We start from the raw sequence: 16613 nt of genomic DNA, 5'->3' as shown, positions 1-16613 counted from the left end.
CCCGGCCTCAGCTCGACTCCCGCCGTACGACCCGCGAGGCCATCAGATCGTGCGCCGACGGGACGGCCTCCGGGTCACGGACCGCTCGGTCCACCAGTTCCGCCAGGTGCTCGCCGATCACCATGTCGATCCGCACCGTGCTCAGCCGCGGCCGCAGCAGCCGCCCGAGGAGAAGGTCGTCCGAGCCGACGATCGCGGTCTCGCCCGGGATCGAGACGCCCGCGTCCTGCAGGGCCCGCATCAGCAGCATCGCGTACTCGTCGTTGTAGGCGAAGACCCCGTCGAGGCCCGACTCCCTCCACCGGGCGGCCAGTTCGGTGGCGGACTCCTCCTCGTACCGCAACGGCAGAGGTACGACGGTGGCGCCCTTACCCTCGACCGCCTGCCGGGCACCCTCCAGGCGCGGCCCGGAGAACAGTTCCAGGCCCGGCTCCTCGGGGACGACCACGCCGATCCGGCGCCTGCCCCGCTCGACGAGATGCGCGACCGCGACACGGCCCACCCGCGCCTGGTCCATGACCAGCGCGTGCGCGCCCTCGATCCGCTGCGGGCCGACGGTGATCACCGCCTTCGCGCCGGAGCGCTTGAGGATCTTCACGCCCCGCGGGGTCAGCTGGACCTCCCCGAGGGAGACGACGGCGACCGGGCGGAGCTCGGCCCAGGTCCGGGCGGCCTCGTCGCCCTCCAGGCCGAGGCTGCCGTACTGCACCACGGTGTAGTCGAGACGGCGCAGCGCCCACTGGAGTTCGTTGAAGAACCGGCTGTACAGCGGCCCGGCCGGCACGTGCGCGGTGGGAAGCAGCACCATCCGGCTGTGGCCGGCGCGCAGACTGCGGGCCGCGGCGTGCGGCACATAGCCCAGCTCCTCGGCCGCCTCGCGCACCCGGCGGCGGGTCGGCTCGCTGATCCGTACGGCCGCGGTGTTGTTCAGAACGTACGAGACGGTGGCTCGGGAGACGCCCGCGAGCCGCGCGACATCGGCGCTCGTCGGCACGGGACGTTCGGCGGACTGTCTGGGTGACTGGCTCATCGCTCCGGCATCTTTCCAGACCGATCCCCACCGAGGTCTGGCGGATGGCCGGATTCGAGTGCTACACAGTGCTGACACGCGTCACTTACACGTGTCATCGGCGGGCTGTCGGCCCCGCATGTCGTCTCCTCCCGTGTCACCCAGCCATCACTTCCGCTCCTCGCCCCGCGTCGGGCGAGCTCCTGCTCAGGAGGGCAACGTGGCCCTTTCCTCCACCGGCGCCGACACCACCGGCGTCGGCCCCTCCCCGGCCCCCCGGCCGAACCGCGGGCTGCTGCCCTTGCTGCTCGCCGGGAACACGGCGATGTACGCGCTGTACGTCGGCGTGCCCGGCATGCTCCTCGCGCTCCAGATCGAGGCCATCGACCCCGCGGAGAAGGTGGCCAACTTCGGCCTGGTCTCCGGTGTCTCCGCCATCTTCGCCACGGTCTTCAACCCCGTGGCCGGCGCGCTCTCGGACCGGTCCGGGCGCCGCAATCCGTGGATCCTGGCGGGCGGCCTGCTCGCCGTACCCGTGATGCTCCTGCTCGGCGGCGTCGACACGATTCTGCTGGTGACGATCGCCTGGTGTCTGGGGCAGGCGGTGATGAACGTCTACCAGGCCGCGCTCACCTCCGTCGTCCCCGACCGGGTGCCGCCCTCCGCGCGCGGCAGGGCCTCCGCGGCCGTCGGCCTCGGTCTGCCGATCGGCTCCACGATCGGCGCCCTGGTCGGGGCGGCCTTCTCGGAGGACTACCGCACCGGCTATCTGGTCTTCGGCGCGGTCGTCGCGGCCACCGCGGTGCTCTTCACCGTCTGCGCCCGCGAGCGGAAGACGCCCGCCAAGGCGCCGATGCCGGTCAGGGCACAGCTCGCCGCCTTCGGCAGCGCCCTGAAGGAGCACGACTTCCGCTGGGCGTTCATCGGCCGCGCGCTGCTGGTGCTCGGCTACTTCGCGGTCGCGGGTTTCCAGCTGTACATCCTCAAGGACCACACCGAGCTGCCGGCCGGACTGTCGGCCGAGGCGGCGGTGGCGATCCTGATGCCGGTCAACGGCGTCGCGATGGTGGTCTCCACCGTCCTCGGCGGCTGGCTCTCGGACCGCTACGACCGTCGCAAACTCTTCGTCGGAGCCTCCGCCGCGCTCGCCGCGGTCGCGCTGGTGATCCCGGCCGCCTCGACGAGCTGGACCGCGATGCTCGCCTTCTCGGTCGTCAACGGCCTCGGTTTCGGCTGCTACATGGCGGTTGACACGGCGCTGGTCACCCTGGTGCTGCCCAAGGCCGAGGACGCCGCCCGCGACATGGGCGTGCTCAATATCGCCAACGCCGGCCCGCAGATCGTCGCCCCGTTCGTCGCCTCGCTGATCGTCTCGGCGAGTGGCGGATACACGGCCCTCTTCCTGGCCGCGGCCGTACTGTCGGTGCTCGGGGCGCTGGCCGTGCGCCCGATCCGTAGCGTGCGCTGAGCACCCCGTTCCGAAAGGCGTCACCGTGCAGTTGCACACCACCACCTGGGGATCAGGCGACCGGATCGCCCTGCTGATCCACGGCATCATGGCCGACCACCGCACCTGGCGCAGGGTCGGCCCGGCGCTCGCCGCGCACGGCTACCGGGTCATCGCCGTGGATCTGCGCGGTCACGGGGCCAGCGGCCGCGCCGCCGGCCCGGAGGGGTACACCCCCCGGGACTACGCCGACGACGTGGTCGAAACCCTGCCCGCCGGGGCCGAGTTGGCGATCGGTCATTCCCTCGGCGGACTGACGCTGGCCCTGGCCGTGGAGCGGCTCGCACCGCGCCGCGCGGTCTACTCCGACCCCGCCTGGCATCTGCCGGCCGGGTCCGGCGGCTATCGCCCGGAGCTGTTCACGCAGAGCAAGTTCCTCACCCGCGAGCACATCCGGGAGTTCAACCCCCGCTGGGAGGAGGAGGATCTCGACATCGAGACCGAGACGATACGGCTCTGGGACGAGCGGACGGCCCACGGCCTGGTGGGCTTCGCCGGCCGGGACGCGTGGCCCGTCGCGCCGGTCGTCCCCTCCCTGGTCACGCTCGCCGATCCGAGCATGCTGGTCTCTCCCGAGAACGCCCGGATGCTGAAGGAGCGCGGTTTCGAGCTCCGTACGGTCGTCGGCGCGGGCCACACCATCCACCGGGACGACTTCGACGGGTTCATGACCGCCCTGGACGGCTGGATCTGAGGTATCGGGCGCGTCCGCGTTCGGCGCGTGGACCACACCGTGGCCGGGGCCCGGAGCCATGACGGCGCCGGGCCCCGGCCACGACGTGCGGAAGGTCAGTTGTGGCCGAACTTCCGTTCCTTCTTGTGGGCGACCTGCTGCGCGAGCGGGCGGGGTGTCTCGCCCGTCGCCGACGTGCCGGTCTGTTCCTTCGTCGTCGGCGCGGCTCTGTGTTCGTGGCCGCCCGTACGGGCTCCGTGGTTCACCCTGGTCTGCTTCTTGCCCACGATCGTGCCTCCTCTGACTCCTGGAGCGGACTCGGGACGCTGGGCCGTTCCCAGATTCGCACGAGGGTGCGAGCGGCGCATGTCAGGGCGTGGGGGCGTGCCCGGCCAGCACCGGCCAGAGGGCGGGGTCCTCGGAGTTCAGCGCCCACAGGGCGGTGTTCACGACGCCGTGGCGGCGCAGGACGGCCAGGTGCCCGGCGACTCCCTTGGCGTCCTGGTACCAGACCTCCCGGGCGTGCTCGCCGTCCCGGTAGGTGAAGTACGGGGTGCTGGAGACGGGGTCGAGCCGGTAGGGGGCGCCGTGGGCGCGACGCAGCGCGTCGGCCTCCTTCCAGGTGACGTGCGCGGTCTTTCCGGCGTCGGTCTTCACGCCGTCCGTCTTTCCGGCGTCGGTCTTCACGCCGTCCGTCTTCACGCCCTCCGTCTTCCCGCCGTCGGTCGTTCCGGTGTCCGCCTTCCCGCCGCCCGCCGTGGGCCAGTCCCAGCCGTAGGCGGGCAGGGCGAGCTCGATCCGCTCGGGCGGTACGAGGGAGGTGGCGGTACGCAGCAGCTCGTCGTACCAGGCGGTGCTCGCGAGCGGTCCGGGGGCGCCGCCCGCCCAGTGCAGGTTGTACGCCATGATCCGCACCCGGTCGGCCGTCTTGCCCAGGGCGGCGTAGTCCCAGACGCGGCCGGTGGTCGCGGTCTTGGGCTTCACCGTGACCACGCACTGTTTGCCGAGGGCGTGCAGTCGGGCGCACACGTCCTCGACCAGGGCGGTGTAGCCGTCGCGGACGGCCGGGTAGGCGGAGTCGCCGGTGGTGGCGATGGTCTCGTAGTCGAGGTCGAGGCCGTCGTAGTCGCGGGAGACGGCGACGGCGGCGAGGGCCTTCGCGTGGGTGGCGCGGCGGGCGGGGTCGGTGAGGATTCCCGCGAGGACGCCGGAGGGCAGGGTCTCCATGACGGTGGGGACGACCTTGATGCCGGCCCGGTGGATGCCGTCGATGACGAGCCGCTCGCCGGCGCCGGTGTGCGGGGCGATCCGGTCGGCGGCCTTCGTCTCGTACCAGAAGGGGCTGACGGTGTGCAGCTGGTCGGCGTGGCGCAGGGCGGCGAGGTAGGCGGCCTCCTGGTCCCAGTAGGGGAGCCAGGCGGAGACGGTGCGCGGGGGGTCGCCCTCGGCCGCCCCGACGGCGGCGGGCGCGCCGATGAGCAGGGCCGTCAGCGCGGTCAGGAGCGCGAGGGTGCGGGACGGTGTCGCAAGGGGCATGGACCGAGCCTCGGCGGGCGGGGCTCGCGGCGCCCTGCGGGTTGGGCCATCCAGGCCGCGGGGGCGGGACGTGATCACGTTCCGGTACGTGGGGGGCGAGGGTCCCGACCGGCCGGGACCGCGGTCAGGTTCCTGTGAAGACCCGCTGGAACGCGCCGAGCGTCGTCCTGCCCGCCGTACGGTCCAGGATCGCGAAGACGATCTCGTCGAAGTGGCCGGCGAACCGGCCCTCGCCCGTGAGAAGGGTCCTGAAGGCGCCCGCGACCTCGGCCGGGTCGTTCTGGAAGACCCCACAGCCCCAGGCGCCCAGGACGAGACGGCGGTAGCCGCCGGCGACCGCCGTCTCCAGGACCCGTTCGGCGCGGGACGCGAGGGCGGCCGGGACGCGGGATGCGAGCTGGGGTGTCTGCCGGCGGATCACGCCCGCGTTCGGGGCGGGCGAGGTGAGGAAGCCGACCGTGAACGGCTCGTCCAGGAGGGCGCCCCGGTCGTCGCGGAAGACCGGGACGGCGGGCGAGAGGATCACCCGGTCGGTGTAGAAGGCGTCCCGCTCGGCCCGGTGATGGGCGTAGTACTCGGGGGCGCGCAGCAGCGTGGTGTAGAGCGCGGAGGCCCGGCAGACGGCCTCCTCCTGGGCCTGGGCGCCGTTGAGGTAGCCGCCGCCCGGGTTGCGGGCCGAGGCGAAGTTCAGGACGGCCACCGGACCGTCGTGGGCCCGGGTCATGCGGCGGGCGGCGACCAGACTGCTCTCGTCGGTGACCTCGATGACGGTGTCGCGGTCGGTGTCCGGGGTGACGGGAACGGGCTCGGGGCCGTACAGCCGTGTCGCCCGTATCGCCGCCGTCAGTTCCGCCTCGATGGAGACCTTCCGGCCGCCGGGGGCGCGGTAGTGGCCCGCCTCGACGATCTCCTCGGTCTGTTTCGCGATCCCCCGCAGCCGTGCGCTCATGGCCGAAAGCTTGATCGACTTCATCCCTCCTGACAAGGGGTTTTCCCGCGCGGAGCCGGAAGGGCGGTCTTGCACGCCCGTCGACCGTGGCTTTAGGTGGAGTCAGCGCCTTCCACGACAGGAGGATCCGACATGGCGTCGAGCGGCATACCGCCGGGCGGTCCGCCCTTGACCGAGGACGAGGCGGAGGATCTGCTGCGATGTATCTGCTTCAAGACGGGACCGCCCCGCACGATCGGGGTGGAGGTGGAGTGGCTCCTCCACGAACTGCGTGACCCGCGGCTCCCCGTCCCGTCGCGGCGGCTGGCTTCCGCCCTCGACACCGTACGAACCCTGCCGCTGGCCTCGGCACTGACCTTCGAACCCGGCGGACAGCTGGAGCTCAGCTCGCCGCCCGCCGCCTCCCTCATGGAGTGTGTCGGCACTCTCTCGGCCGATCTCCGCGCGGTACGCGACGCGCTCGGCCCCCTCGGACTGTCGCTCGGCGGCTACGGCGTCGACCCCTGGCACGCCCCCCGCGAGCGGCTGCTGCGCGAGCCCCGCTACGACGCGATGGAACTCGTCCTCGCTCGCAACGGCCCGGCCGGCCGGGCCATGATGTGCGAGTCGGCGTCGGTGCAGGTCTGTCTGGACGCCGGGCTGGAGGAGCCGGGCCCGCTCGGCTACCACCGCCGCTGGCAGCTGGCCCATCTCCTCGGCGCGGTCCTGGTGGCCGCGTTCGCCAACTCGCCTCTCCACGGCGGCCGTCGCACCGGATGGCGCTCCACCCGGCAGGCCCTGTGGACCGATCTCGACCCGGACCGCGCGCTCGCCCCGCCCGACTTGGACGGTGAGCCGCGCGCGGCGTGGGCGGCCCATGTGCTCGACACCCCGGTGCTGTGCGTACGGGCCGACGAAGGGGCGTGGGCCGTACCGGAAGGGCTGACCTTCCGGGAGTGGCTGCGCACGGGGCGGCCACGCCCCGTCGATGAGGAGGACCTGCGCTACCACCTGACCACCCTCTTCCCTCCCGTACGGCCGCGCGGCCATCTGGAGCTGCGGATGATCGACGCGCAGCCCGGTGTGGACGGCTGGATCGTGCCGGTGGCCGTGACCGCCGCGCTCTTCGACGATCCGGAGGCCGCCGAGACGGTATACCGAGCCGTCAAACCGCTTGCGGAGTACGCGGGTTCGGGAGCCGCTCCGCGCAATCCGCTCTGGCTGGCGGCGGCCCGTGACGGGCTGGCCGATCCCGATCTGCACGCCGCCGCCCTGGTGGCGTTCCCGGCCGCTCTGGAGGCGCTCCCCCGGCTGGGGGCGAGCGACTCCGTCCAGCGGGCGGTGGCCGCCTTCCACGAGCGGTACGTGATTCCCGGCAGCTGCCCGGCGGACGAACTCCGGAAGGTGACGTCATGACCGTGACCGACGATCCGACGACGCTGCGGCGGCGGGCGCTCGACGCTCTCACCACGGCTCGGAAGCGCACCGCGCTCCTCACCTCGTGCGTCGAGGACGACGAACTCACCGCGCAGCACTCGCCGTTGATGTCACCTCTGGTGTGGGACCTGGCGCACATCGGCAACCAGGAGGAACAGTGGCTGTGGCGGGCGGTCGCCGGGCGTGACGCGCTGCGACCCGAGATCGACTCGATCTACGACGCCTTCGAGCATCCTCGCGCCAGCCGCCCGTCCCTGCCGCTGCTGCCCCCCGCCGAGGCGCGCGCCTACGCCTCGGACGTACGCCGTCGGGTCCTGGACGTCCTGGAGCGCACCCCGCTGGAGGGCCGCCCGCTGGTGGAGGCGGCCTTCGCCTTCGGGATGATCGCCCAGCACGAACAGCAGCACGACGAGACCATGCTGATCACCCATCAGCTGCGCAAGGGACCGACGGCGTTGACGGCGCCCCCGCCGCCGACGACGCACGGTGGGCCGCTGCCCGCCGAAATCCTCGTCCCGGGCGGCCCGTTCACGATGGGGACCTCCGACGAGCCGTGGGCACTGGACAACGAACGCCCGGCCCACACCCGGGTCGTCCCGTCGTTCTTCATCGACACCGTGCCGGTCACCAACGGCGCCTACATGGCGTTCGTCGCGGACGGCGGCTACACCGACGAACGCTGGTGGCGGCCGGAGGGCTGGGCACAGATCCGGCGGCACGACATCGAGGCGCCGCTGTTCTGGCGCCGGGCGGGCGGCCAGTGGCTGCGCCGCCGGTTCGGGGTGACGGAGCCCGTTCCCGAGGACGAGCCCGTGGTGCATGTCAGCTGGTACGAGGCGGACGCCTTCGCCCGCTGGGCCGGACGCAGGCTTCCCACGGAGCCGGAGTGGGAGAAGGCGGCCCGTCACGATCCGGCGACCGGGCGCTCCCGGCGCTATCCCTGGGGTGATGCGGACCCGGCTCCGGCCCACGCGAATCTCGGCCAGCGGCACCTGCGGCCGGCTGCGGCGGGAAGCTACCCGGACGGCGCGTCGCCGCTCGGTGTACGGCAGTTGATCGGGGACGTGTGGGAGTGGACGTCCAGCGACTTCCTGCCGTATCCGGGCTTCCGGGCCTTCCCGTACAAGGAGTACTCCGAGGTCTTCTTCGGCCCCGCGCACAAGGTGCTGCGCGGCGGGTCGTTCGCCGTCGACGCGGTCGCCTGCCGGGGCACGTTCCGCAACTGGGACCTGCCGGTGCGTCGCCAGATCTTCTCCGGTTTCCGTACCGCACGGGACGCGGAGATCTCCTGATGTGCCGTCATGTCGCCTATCTCGGCGAGCCGGTCGCCCTCGGGGAGCTCGTGCTCCGGCCGGAGCACTCCCTGTGCCGGCAGGCGTGGGCGCCGCGCACCCAGGTCAGTGGCGTGGTGAACGCGGACGGGTTCGGGGTGGGCTGGTACGCGGAGGACGACCCGGTCCCCGCGCGCTACCGCCGGGCGGTGCCGGTCTGGGCCGACACGTCCTTCACCGATCTCGCCCGGGTGGTGCGCAGCGGCGCCCTGCTCGCGGCCGTCCGGGGTGCCACCCGGCCCGGTGCCGACGGGGAGGCCGCGGCGGCCCCGTTCGGCGCGGGGCCGTGGCTGTTCAGCCACAACGGCGCGGTCGAAGGCTGGCCGGAGTCGATGGTCGGCCCGGCGGCGGCGCTGTCGGCCGGGGAACTGCTCCGGCTGGAGGCACGGACGGACTCGGCCCTGCTGTGGGGGCTGGTGCTGCACCGGCTGCGGGCCGGCGACGCGCCGGGGCGGGCGCTCTGCGACACCGTGCGGGAGGCCGCCGGGGCGGCCCCCGGCTCCCGGCTGAACCTGCTCGTCACGGACGGCTCCGAGATCACCGCCACGACCTGGGGGAACACGCTCTTCTATCTGACGGGCCCCGACCGGAGCGGCGCGCCGCGCACGGTCGTGGCGTCCGAGCCCTACGACGACGATCCGCTCTGGCGCGAGGTGCCGGACCGCACTCTGCTGTCCGCCACCCGCACCGACGTCACCCTGTCCCCGCTCAAGGAGCCCTCCGCGTGAGCCCGTTCCAGCTGACCCGCACCCTTCCCGAGGACGCCACCGACGCCGCTCTGCGCGCCGACGTGCTGCACGGCTTGACCCGTACCCCCAAGGAGCTGCCGCCGAAGTGGTTCTACGACGCGCGCGGCAGTGAGCTGTTCGAGGAGATCACCCGGCTCCCCGAGTACTACCCGACCCGTGCCGAACGGGAGATCCTGGCCGCGCGGGCGCCGGACATAGCGGCGGCCACCGGCGCGCGGACCCTGGTGGAACTGGGCTCCGGTTCGTCGGAGAAGACCCGGTTCCTGATCGACGCGCTGCTGCCCGGCCTGGACAGCTATGTGCCGGTCGACGTGAGCGAGTCGGCGCTGACCGGGGCGGCCGAGGCGCTGCTCGCGGAGCGGCCGGGGCTACACCTGCACGCGCTGGTCGCCGACTTCACGCGGGGGCTCGCGCTGCCGGGGACGCCCGGGCCGCGCCTGATCGCCTTCCTCGGCGGCACGATCGGCAATCTCCTGCCGGCCGAGCGGAGGGTGTTCCTGCGTTCGGTGCGGGCGATGATGACGCCGAGCGACGCCCTGCTGCTCGGCACGGACCTGGTGAAGGACGAGGCGACGCTGGTCGCCGCGTACGACGACGTGGCCGGGGTGACGGCCGCGTTCAACAAGAACGTGCTGGCCGTGATCGGCCGTGAGCTGGACGCCGACGTGCGGCCGGAGGACTTCGACCATGTCGCGCTCTGGAACCGGGAGCAGGAGTGGATCGAGATGCGGTTGCGGGCCCGCCACGCGCTCACGGTGAAGGTGCGTGAGCTGGATCTGGTGGTGTCGTTCGAGAAGGGTGAGGAGGTGCGGACGGAGGTGTCGGCGAAGTTCCGTCAGGCGGGCGTGCGTGCGGAGCTGACGGCGGCCGGACTGGAGCCGACCCACTGGTGGACGGACGCGGAGGGACGGTTCGCGCTGTCGCTGGCGACGGCGCGCTGAGCCGCGCGGGCGAGGCTGCGTCGGTCCGGATATTGGACGCTGGATATCGGATCCAATACCCGGACCTCGGCGACGAGCCCCCTGGCCGCCGCGATCCGCCACAGAGACGCGGCCAGCGGATCCTCGCCCACGAACGCGGCGGGCCCGGCGGGCCGGTAGTCGAGCCGTACCGGCTGCACGACGGCCCCCGCGTCCAGCGCGGCCTGGAAGGCGGCTGGGCGGAAGGTGCCGCCGGCCCGCCCGCACCAGGTGGAACCCTCGGGGAAGACGATCACCCGTCCGCCGGCGGCGAGCGCCCGGGTCATCTCCCGGACGGTGCCGGGCAGGGCCCGCAGCCGGTCGCGCTCGATGAAGAGAGTGCCGCCCCGGGCCGCGAGCGGCCCGAGCACGGGCCACGCCCGGACCTCCCGCTTGGCGAGCATGCGACCGGGCAGGACGGCGGCGACGAGTGGGATGTCCAGCCAGGAGATGTGGTTGGCGACGACGAGGAGGGGGCCCTGGGCGGGGGCGGGAGCGCCGGTGACCCTGATGGTTACCCCGAAGGCCCGTATCACCGCCCGGCACCACCACCGCGCCGGGCGCCGCCGGGCGTCGGCCGGCAGCAGCGCCGTCAGCGGGGCCAGCAGCACTCCGACGAGGACCACGGCGAGGCCGGCGGTCAGCCGCGCCACCGCTCTGGCGGGTCGCACGGTGGCGCACCCGGGACCGTGGTGCGCGCCGCACCGGCCGGGGGTGCAGGGGGCGGCCGGCAGCCAGGGGGACGGGGCCGCGCTCACTGCGCCGGTGCGAGGGAGAGGAAGTGGCGCAGATAGCGGGGGTTGGTGTTGCGCAGCGAGAGCAGGACGTAGAGGTCGGCGACGCCGAAGTCCACGTCGTGTGCGGGGGCTCCGCAGACCCAGGCGCCGAGCCGGAGGTAGCCGCGCAGCAGCGGCGGGAGTTCGGTGCGGCCCTCGGGGCGGGCGACGCCGTCGGGGGTCCAGAGCTTGTGCGGGGTGACCCAGTACTCCTCCGGGGCGAGGTGCTTGGCCTTGACGGTGTCCCAGGTGGCCGCGGCCAGCCTGCCCCCGTCGGCGAGCGGTATCGAACAGCAGCCGGCCAGCCAGTTGTGGCCGGTGCGGGTCATGTAGCGGGCGAGTCCGGCCCAGATGAGGGCGATGACGGCGCCGTTGCGGTGGGCCGGGTGGACGCAGGAGCGGCCGACCTCGACGAGGTCGTCGCGGACGGACTCGAGCCGGCCGAGGTCGAACTCGCTCTCGGAGTAGAGGCGTCCGGCGATCCGGGCGCGGTCCGGCGGCAGGACCCGGTACGTTCCGACGACCTCGCCGGTGGTCTCCTCGCGTACCAGCAGGTGGTCGCAGTACGCGTCGAAGGCGTCCATGTCCAGGCCGGGTTCCGGCCCGTCGAGGCGTGCGCCCATCTCGCCGGCGAAGACCTGGTGGCGCAGCCGCTGGGCGGCGCGGACGTCCTCCTGGTCGCGGGCGAGGCAGACGACGTAGCGGGGCTGCGGGTCCCCGGCCGGCCCGGCGGGCGCCACGGCCTCGACGGGGACACCGCCGGCGAGGAGGCCGGGCGGGACCGGGGCGCCCGGCGGGATGGTGGTGGCGCCGGCCCGGACCGGGACGCCGGCCGGGACCGGGACAGCGGGTGCGACGGCGGGTGCGACGGCGACTGCGGGCGACGGTGCGGGCATGTCGGGCTCCTCCGGCGTACGGAAGGGGACGGTGAGGGCCGGGCCGCGCGGGGCGGTGGTCCGGCTCCTTACTTCTTCCGTGACCGGCTGGATTCGACGTGACCGTTCGGGGGCTCGCGGGTGTGGATGCGCTGAATGCTATTCGGCGAGCGCCTGGGTGATCTGCTCGGAGGCGTACTCCGCCGCCCGCTTCGGATCCTCTCCCTGGAGCACCGCCGTCATGTACGGCTTGATGGGGTTGGCGGCCTCGACGTCGGCCCACTGGGGGGAGTTGGGCGTGGCCCGGCCGCGCGCCGCTCCGACGGCCATGACGGCGGTGGCCTCCTGACCCTCGACGACGGAGGAGAGCGACGTCTTGTTGGGAACGTAGTTCATGGCGCGGGCGAGTTCGGTCTGCCACTTCTCCCCCGCCAGGGCCTTCACGACGTCGATGGCGGCGGTCCGCTCGGGCGCGTTCTCCGGGATGATCAGGTCGGATCCGCCGGTGAAGACGGCGCAGGGCTCTCCGGCCTTCTTGCCGGGGATCGGGAAGAAGCCGAGCTTGCCCTTGAGCGCCGGGTTCGCCCGGGTGATGGCGGAGACGGCGCTGGGCGTGGCGATGATCTGGGCGACGTCTCCCTTGGCGAAGACCTCCGCCTGCGGCGGTGTCTGTTCGTCGGCGTTCTTGGGGCCCGAGCCGAGGGACTGCAGGTCCTTGTAGAAGTCCATGCCGCGCAGCGCCGCCGGGCTGTCCAGGGCGCCGGTCCAGTCTCCGCCCTTGTCGTCGGCCAGTTCGCCGCCCTCGTCCCAGATGAAGCCGGCCAGCGTGTACCAGTCCTGGCCCGCGAGGTAGATGCCCTGGGAGCCGTCGCGGTTGAGCTTCTCGGTGTCGTCGAGCCACTCGGCGCGGGTGGCCGGCGGCTCGGTGACGCCGGCCGCCGCGAAGAGGTCCTTGTGGTAGATCACGACCCGGTTGGCCGCGTACCAGGGGATGCCGTACTGGGAGCCCGCGATCCGGCCGGGTTCGGCGAGGCCGGGCAGCCAGTCCTCGCTGCCGAGGTCGCGCACGGACTCCAGGGTCAGGTCGAAGAGCTTGTCGGTGTCCGCGTACTGGGCGACCTGGGTGTTGCCGACCTCGATGACGTCCGGGCCGCCGGGCCCCTGGATCGCCTCGGTGACCTTCTTGCCGATGCCGGTCCACTCCTGGAACGTGAACCGCAGCTTCACGCCCTCGTGCTCGGCTTCGTACGCCGCGGTGAAACGCTTGAGGAAGTCCTCGCTGACGCTGTCCCGCATCAGCCAGACGCTCACCGTGCGGCTCTGGTCCCCGCCGGGCAGGAGCCCGCAGCCCGTGAGGGCGAGGGCGGTCGCGGCGGCGAGAGGGCAGACGAGAGGGCGGTTCTTCACGTAGGTCACCTTCTGCGTTCCATGAAATGGAGTGCGGCATGAGGAGCTGACCCGACGTGGGGGGAACGAACGGGGTGTTCGCGCGGGTATGTGGCCTGGATTCTGGTCTGGACCAACGGGGTGGTCAAGTCCTGGACGATCCCGCTCCGGGCGAGCGCGACGCCCCGCCCGCGGTCGTGCCGGCCACCCGGCGCGCGACGTGTCGCGGACCGGGGCGTGGTGGGGCACGGTGGAATGACCCCATCGAGAGGAGTTCGGCCCCCATGTCGAACCACACCTACCGCGTCACCGAGATCGTCGGCACTTCCACGGAAGGCGTCAACCAGGCCATTCGCAACGGCATCGGCCGTGCCGCGCAGACGCTGCGGTCCCTCGACTGGTTCGAGGTGACGCAGGTCCGCGGCCACATCGTCAACGGGGAGATCGAGCACTACCAGGTCGGTCTGAAGGTCGGCTTCCGCCTGGAGGACGGCGGGTGACGACGGCGAGTCGACGACCGGAAGCGACGGGCACGAGCAACAGGCCGCACCCTCATGACCGGAAGTGACAGGCCCGCGCGTCGGCGCGGGCGCCGACGGCCTGCCCGGTCCCGTCAGGTGCGGCCCTCCCTCTCCTGGGCGTCCTTCAGCTCCGCGGACGGCACGGCCCAGCGGGCCCGTACGACCGTGAAGCCCGCGGCCTCCGCCGCGTCGCAGACCAGGTCGTCGTCGTCGACGAGCATCCGGATCTCACGCTCCCGGCCGAGCCTGCGCAGGATCTCCAGCTTGGTCACACGCGCCGGGCGGCGGTCGGTGTCGCGCCGCATGTGGATCCGGCCCTCCGGCAGACCTTGGGCGGCCAGCCATGCGACGGTGTCGCGGCGGCAGCGCTCGGGGCGCCCGGTGAGATAGACGATCTCGCATTCCCGCGCCGCCTCCAGGCAGAGCTCGACGCCCTTCGCGAGCGGCGGATCGTCGGGCGCGGCCGCGAAGAAGCCGTCCCAGTCGCGGGGCCGGCGCTCCAGGAAGTGCTGGCGGTGGGCGGTGCCGGAGAGCGTGTTGTCGAGGTCGAAGACGGCCACTGGCCTGCTGATTCGCGTCACGGCGCCAGCCTAGGGAATCCTCGTGGCGCGAGGACGTTGAACCGGGCGTGACCTCTTCACTCGACGGCATCCGCTTCTCCGTCCTCGACCGCTCCCGCACCAGGGAGGGCGAGGACGGCGCTCAGGCGTTGCGTGACACCGTACGCCTCGCGCGGGAGGCGGAGGAGCTCGGTTACCACCGCTTCTGGGTCTCGGAGCACCACAGCGTGCCGGGCGTGGCGGGATCGGCGCCGACCGTGCTGGCCGCCGCCGTGGCCGGCGCGACCTCGGCCATCCGGGTCGGTACGGGAGGGGTGATGCTCCCCAACCACCAGCCGATGGTCGTCGCCGAACAGTTCGGCGTCCTGGAGGCGCTGTTCCCCGGCCGGATCGACATGGGGCTCGGCCGCTCGGTCGGCTTCACGGACGGGATCCGGCGGGCTCTGGGCCGGGACAAGGAGGACGCCGAACGGTTCGGGGAGCAGCTCACCGAGCTGCTGGGCTGGTTCACGGGCACCCAGACCGCCCATCCCCAGGTGCACGCCCGCCCGGCGGAGGGGCTGAAGGTCCCGCCGTACGTCCTCGCGACCGGAGAGGGTGCCTCCCTCGCCGCCGAGGCGGGGCTGCCGCTGGTCATCGGCGATCTGCGTGGCCGGGAACGGCTGCTGACGGCGATCGACGCGTACCGGTCCGGTTTCCGCCCGTCGGCCTGGGCGGAGGAGCCGTACGTCGTCGTCGCGGGCACGGTGGCCGTGGCGGGGAGCGAGGAGGAGGCCCGGCGGCTGCTGGTTCCGGAGGCGTGGTCCCTGGCGTACTCGCGCACGCGGGGCGTCTTCCCGCCGCTGATGCCCGCCGAGCGGATCGAGGGGCTGCCGATGACGGAGAAACAGCGCGGGTTCTTCGAGTCGGGGCTCCAGGGCCATCTGTACGGCACGGAGGAGCGGGTCACCGAGGCGCTGGAGCGGGTGGTGAAGGAGACCGGGGCGCAGGAGGTGCTGGTGACGACCAGTACGTACGACCGCGGCGCGCTGCTCGACTCGTACCGCCGGCTCGCCCGCGTCGCGGGCCTGACCGGCGCGGACGCCTGATACCGAACGGTCGGGGTCGCGGATCGGTCCCGCGGCTCGGAACCGCGACAAGGGCAGGCGAGTGTCGTGTCGCGCGCCTCTTCCCCTGACCGAATAGATGAAAATGTGCTGTGCGTTTCCGCCGATTCCTGGCCACAGTGTTGCTCTTCCTGTCGACGCCGACGACGGCCCTTGCCGCGGCTCCGTCCACCGGCGACCAGCACAGCACCGCGTCGGTGCCGAAGTCGTTCACGATCTCCGGCATCGACCTCCACGACGCGCAGATCGTCAAGTTCGGTCGGCGCTACTTCATGTACGGCAGCATGTACGGCTGCGGATTCCAGTGGCTGGTCCGCGGCACGAAGTGGTGCGGCTTCGGTGTCAGCACGGCCCGGAAGCCGCAGGGACCGTGGAGCGAACCCCGGCTGCTGTTCTCCACGACGTCCCTCGACCCCTCGACGCTCCAGTCCTGGCAGGAGACCTGCGGCCGGACCGGCCAGGGCTGCTTCAACCCCCGCATGATCCGGCGGAAGGGCTGGGGCAAGGACGACGGCGCGTACATTCTGTGGTTCAACGCGCCCCGCCAGTATTCGATGGGGGCCGAGAACGCCTACAACGTCATGGGCTGCAACGGTCCGGTGGGGCCGTGCGGTCCGGAAGCCGGGTCGCCCTTCGGGTCGTACAAAAAGCCGGACCTCGACATCTGCCGGGGCAACGGCGACTTCGGTCTCATCGACTCCGGCACGCCGGGAGCCCGCCCTGCCCTCGTCTGCACCAGACCCGGCACGGCGGCGCTCTCCATCCAGGAGCTCAACCGGTGGGGCAGCGGAGGCACTCCGGGCCGGGGGGTCGAGCGGGTCGCCGGCATCAGCAAGGCGGAGGGGCCCGGGGGCTACTGGGACCGCGTCCACCGGCGGTACGTCCTCACCTACTCCGACCACGGCTGTGGCTACTGCGCCGGTACACCCATCGGCTACGCCACGGCCCCGAGCCTCTACGACGGCTGGTCGGCGCCGGGCAACGTCGGGTGGGGCGCCCCACTGTTCGGACGTCGCGCGTTCCACGCGAACTCGTGCGGCGGGCAGCCTCGCACCGTGACGGTCCTCGACGGTCGGCCCTGGCAGATCATCGACCTGTGGCTCGGGACCCGCAACGAGGCGGGGGCCGCCACGCACCTCGTGCCGCTCAGGTACGCGCCGACTCCTGGCGTGCCTGGCGACGGGCAGATCTGGCGGCCACCCCTCACCCTGAACTGCTGAGCCCGGCGGTGGCGGTCGGCGGCCCGCTGAACCCGGCGGC

The 16613-nt window shown here is 72.7% G+C and carries 17 protein-coding genes; 9 read left to right on the top strand and 8 right to left on the bottom strand.

The window, feature by feature from the left end; genetic code table 11:
* Positions 1-7: 7 nt before the first annotated feature.
* Positions 8-1030: a LacI family DNA-binding transcriptional regulator gene (locus ABZY12_RS31320; RefSeq protein ID WP_356896295.1), complete on the bottom strand. Its 1023-nt coding sequence runs from the start codon at positions 1028-1030 to the stop codon at positions 8-10.
* Positions 1031-1229: 199 nt separating this feature from the next.
* Between ABZY12_RS31320 and ABZY12_RS31315 the strand changes: the two genes are divergently transcribed.
* Both ABZY12_RS31315 and ABZY12_RS31310 read left to right on the top strand, forming a co-directional pair.
* Entirely contained in the window at positions 1230-2477 is a 1248-nt protein-coding gene (locus ABZY12_RS31315; protein WP_356896293.1) for an MFS transporter, read from the top strand.
* A 25-nt stretch (positions 2478-2502) separates the two neighbouring features.
* Positions 2503-3210 carry an alpha/beta fold hydrolase gene (locus tag ABZY12_RS31310; protein ID WP_356896292.1) on the top strand — a complete coding sequence of 236 codons (708 nt, stop codon included), beginning with the start codon at positions 2503-2505 and terminating at the stop codon, positions 3208-3210.
* Between the two features lie 95 nt (positions 3211-3305).
* Here ABZY12_RS31310 and ABZY12_RS31305 read toward each other — a convergent pair whose 3' ends face one another.
* The 3 genes from ABZY12_RS31305 to ABZY12_RS31295 all read right to left on the bottom strand — a co-directional run bounded on the left by ABZY12_RS31305 (position 3306) and on the right by ABZY12_RS31295 (position 5674).
* Complete coding sequence (locus ABZY12_RS31305) at positions 3306-3476, bottom strand: hypothetical protein (RefSeq protein ID WP_356896290.1); 171 nt, start codon at positions 3474-3476, stop codon at positions 3306-3308.
* Positions 3477-3558: 82 nt separating this feature from the next.
* Entirely contained in the window at positions 3559-4725 is a 1167-nt protein-coding gene (locus ABZY12_RS31300; protein WP_356896288.1) for a glycosyl hydrolase family 18 protein, read from the bottom strand.
* A gap of 124 nt (positions 4726-4849) precedes the next feature.
* The gene (locus ABZY12_RS31295; RefSeq protein WP_356896286.1) at positions 4850-5674 is read right to left on the bottom strand and encodes a TIGR02452 family protein; all 825 of its coding nucleotides are present in this window, start codon (positions 5672-5674) and stop codon (positions 4850-4852) included.
* Positions 5675-5806: 132 nt separating this feature from the next.
* Here ABZY12_RS31295 and egtA point away from each other — a divergent pair, with 132 nt between their 5' ends.
* Genes egtA through egtD form a run of 4 tightly spaced genes read left to right on the top strand, consistent with a single transcriptional unit; the run spans position 5807 to position 10111 of the window.
* Entirely contained in the window at positions 5807-7069 is a 1263-nt protein-coding gene (gene egtA, locus ABZY12_RS31290; protein ID WP_356896284.1) for an ergothioneine biosynthesis glutamate--cysteine ligase EgtA, read from the top strand.
* Positions 7066-8382 (top strand): ergothioneine biosynthesis protein EgtB, encoded by a 1317-nt coding sequence (gene egtB, locus ABZY12_RS31285; protein ID WP_356896282.1) that lies wholly within the window; start codon positions 7066-7068, stop codon positions 8380-8382. Before egtA ends, egtB begins: the two co-directional genes overlap by 4 nt.
* The gene (gene egtC / locus ABZY12_RS31280; protein ID WP_356896280.1) at positions 8382-9149 is read left to right on the top strand and encodes an ergothioneine biosynthesis protein EgtC; all 768 of its coding nucleotides are present in this window, start codon (positions 8382-8384) and stop codon (positions 9147-9149) included. Before egtB ends, egtC begins: the two co-directional genes overlap by 1 nt.
* A complete protein-coding gene (gene egtD, locus ABZY12_RS31275) occupies positions 9146-10111 on the top strand; it encodes an L-histidine N(alpha)-methyltransferase (protein WP_356896278.1) in 966 nt (321 codons plus the stop codon). The genes egtC and egtD overlap by 4 nt, the downstream gene beginning before the upstream one ends.
* Here the strand turns inward: egtD and ABZY12_RS31270 are convergent.
* The 3 genes from ABZY12_RS31270 to ABZY12_RS31260 form a co-directional block, all read right to left on the bottom strand.
* Positions 10006-10800, bottom strand: coding sequence for a lysophospholipid acyltransferase family protein (locus ABZY12_RS31270; RefSeq protein WP_356896276.1), 795 nt, complete (start codon positions 10798-10800; stop codon positions 10006-10008). The two genes, egtD and ABZY12_RS31270, sit on opposite strands and share 106 nt — an antisense overlap.
* A gap of 83 nt (positions 10801-10883) precedes the next feature.
* Complete coding sequence (locus ABZY12_RS31265; protein ID WP_356896274.1) at positions 10884-11801, bottom strand: GNAT family N-acyltransferase; 918 nt, start codon at positions 11799-11801, stop codon at positions 10884-10886.
* Between the two features lie 138 nt (positions 11802-11939).
* Positions 11940-13187, bottom strand: coding sequence for an extracellular solute-binding protein (locus tag ABZY12_RS31260; protein WP_356896272.1), 1248 nt, complete (start codon positions 13185-13187; stop codon positions 11940-11942).
* A 263-nt stretch (positions 13188-13450) separates the two neighbouring features.
* Here ABZY12_RS31260 and ABZY12_RS31255 point away from each other — a divergent pair, with 263 nt between their 5' ends.
* On the top strand, positions 13451-13666 hold the full coding sequence (locus ABZY12_RS31255) for a dodecin (protein WP_356896270.1): 216 nt from the start codon (positions 13451-13453) through the stop codon (positions 13664-13666).
* Positions 13667-13779: 113 nt separating this feature from the next.
* Here the strand turns inward: ABZY12_RS31255 and ABZY12_RS31250 are convergent, their stop codons facing one another.
* The gene (locus ABZY12_RS31250; protein WP_356896268.1) at positions 13780-14268 is read right to left on the bottom strand and encodes a hypothetical protein; all 489 of its coding nucleotides are present in this window, start codon (positions 14266-14268) and stop codon (positions 13780-13782) included.
* Positions 14269-14315: 47 nt separating this feature from the next.
* On the opposite strand from ABZY12_RS31250, the gene ABZY12_RS31245 reads away from it, so the two are divergent.
* Positions 14316-15335 (top strand): LLM class flavin-dependent oxidoreductase, encoded by a 1020-nt coding sequence (locus ABZY12_RS31245; RefSeq protein WP_356896266.1) that lies wholly within the window; start codon positions 14316-14318, stop codon positions 15333-15335.
* A gap of 110 nt (positions 15336-15445) precedes the next feature.
* On the top strand, positions 15446-16573 hold the full coding sequence (locus ABZY12_RS31240) for a hypothetical protein (RefSeq protein WP_356896264.1): 1128 nt from the start codon (positions 15446-15448) through the stop codon (positions 16571-16573).
* Positions 16574-16613 lie beyond the last annotated feature (40 nt).

This window comes from Streptomyces sp. NPDC006551, assembly GCF_040611675.1.
Classification (GTDB): Bacteria; Actinomycetota; Actinomycetes; order Streptomycetales; family Streptomycetaceae; genus Streptomyces.
The sequence above is the reverse complement of the archived record's forward strand: the minus strand, read 5'-3'. Positions and strand labels throughout refer to the sequence as shown.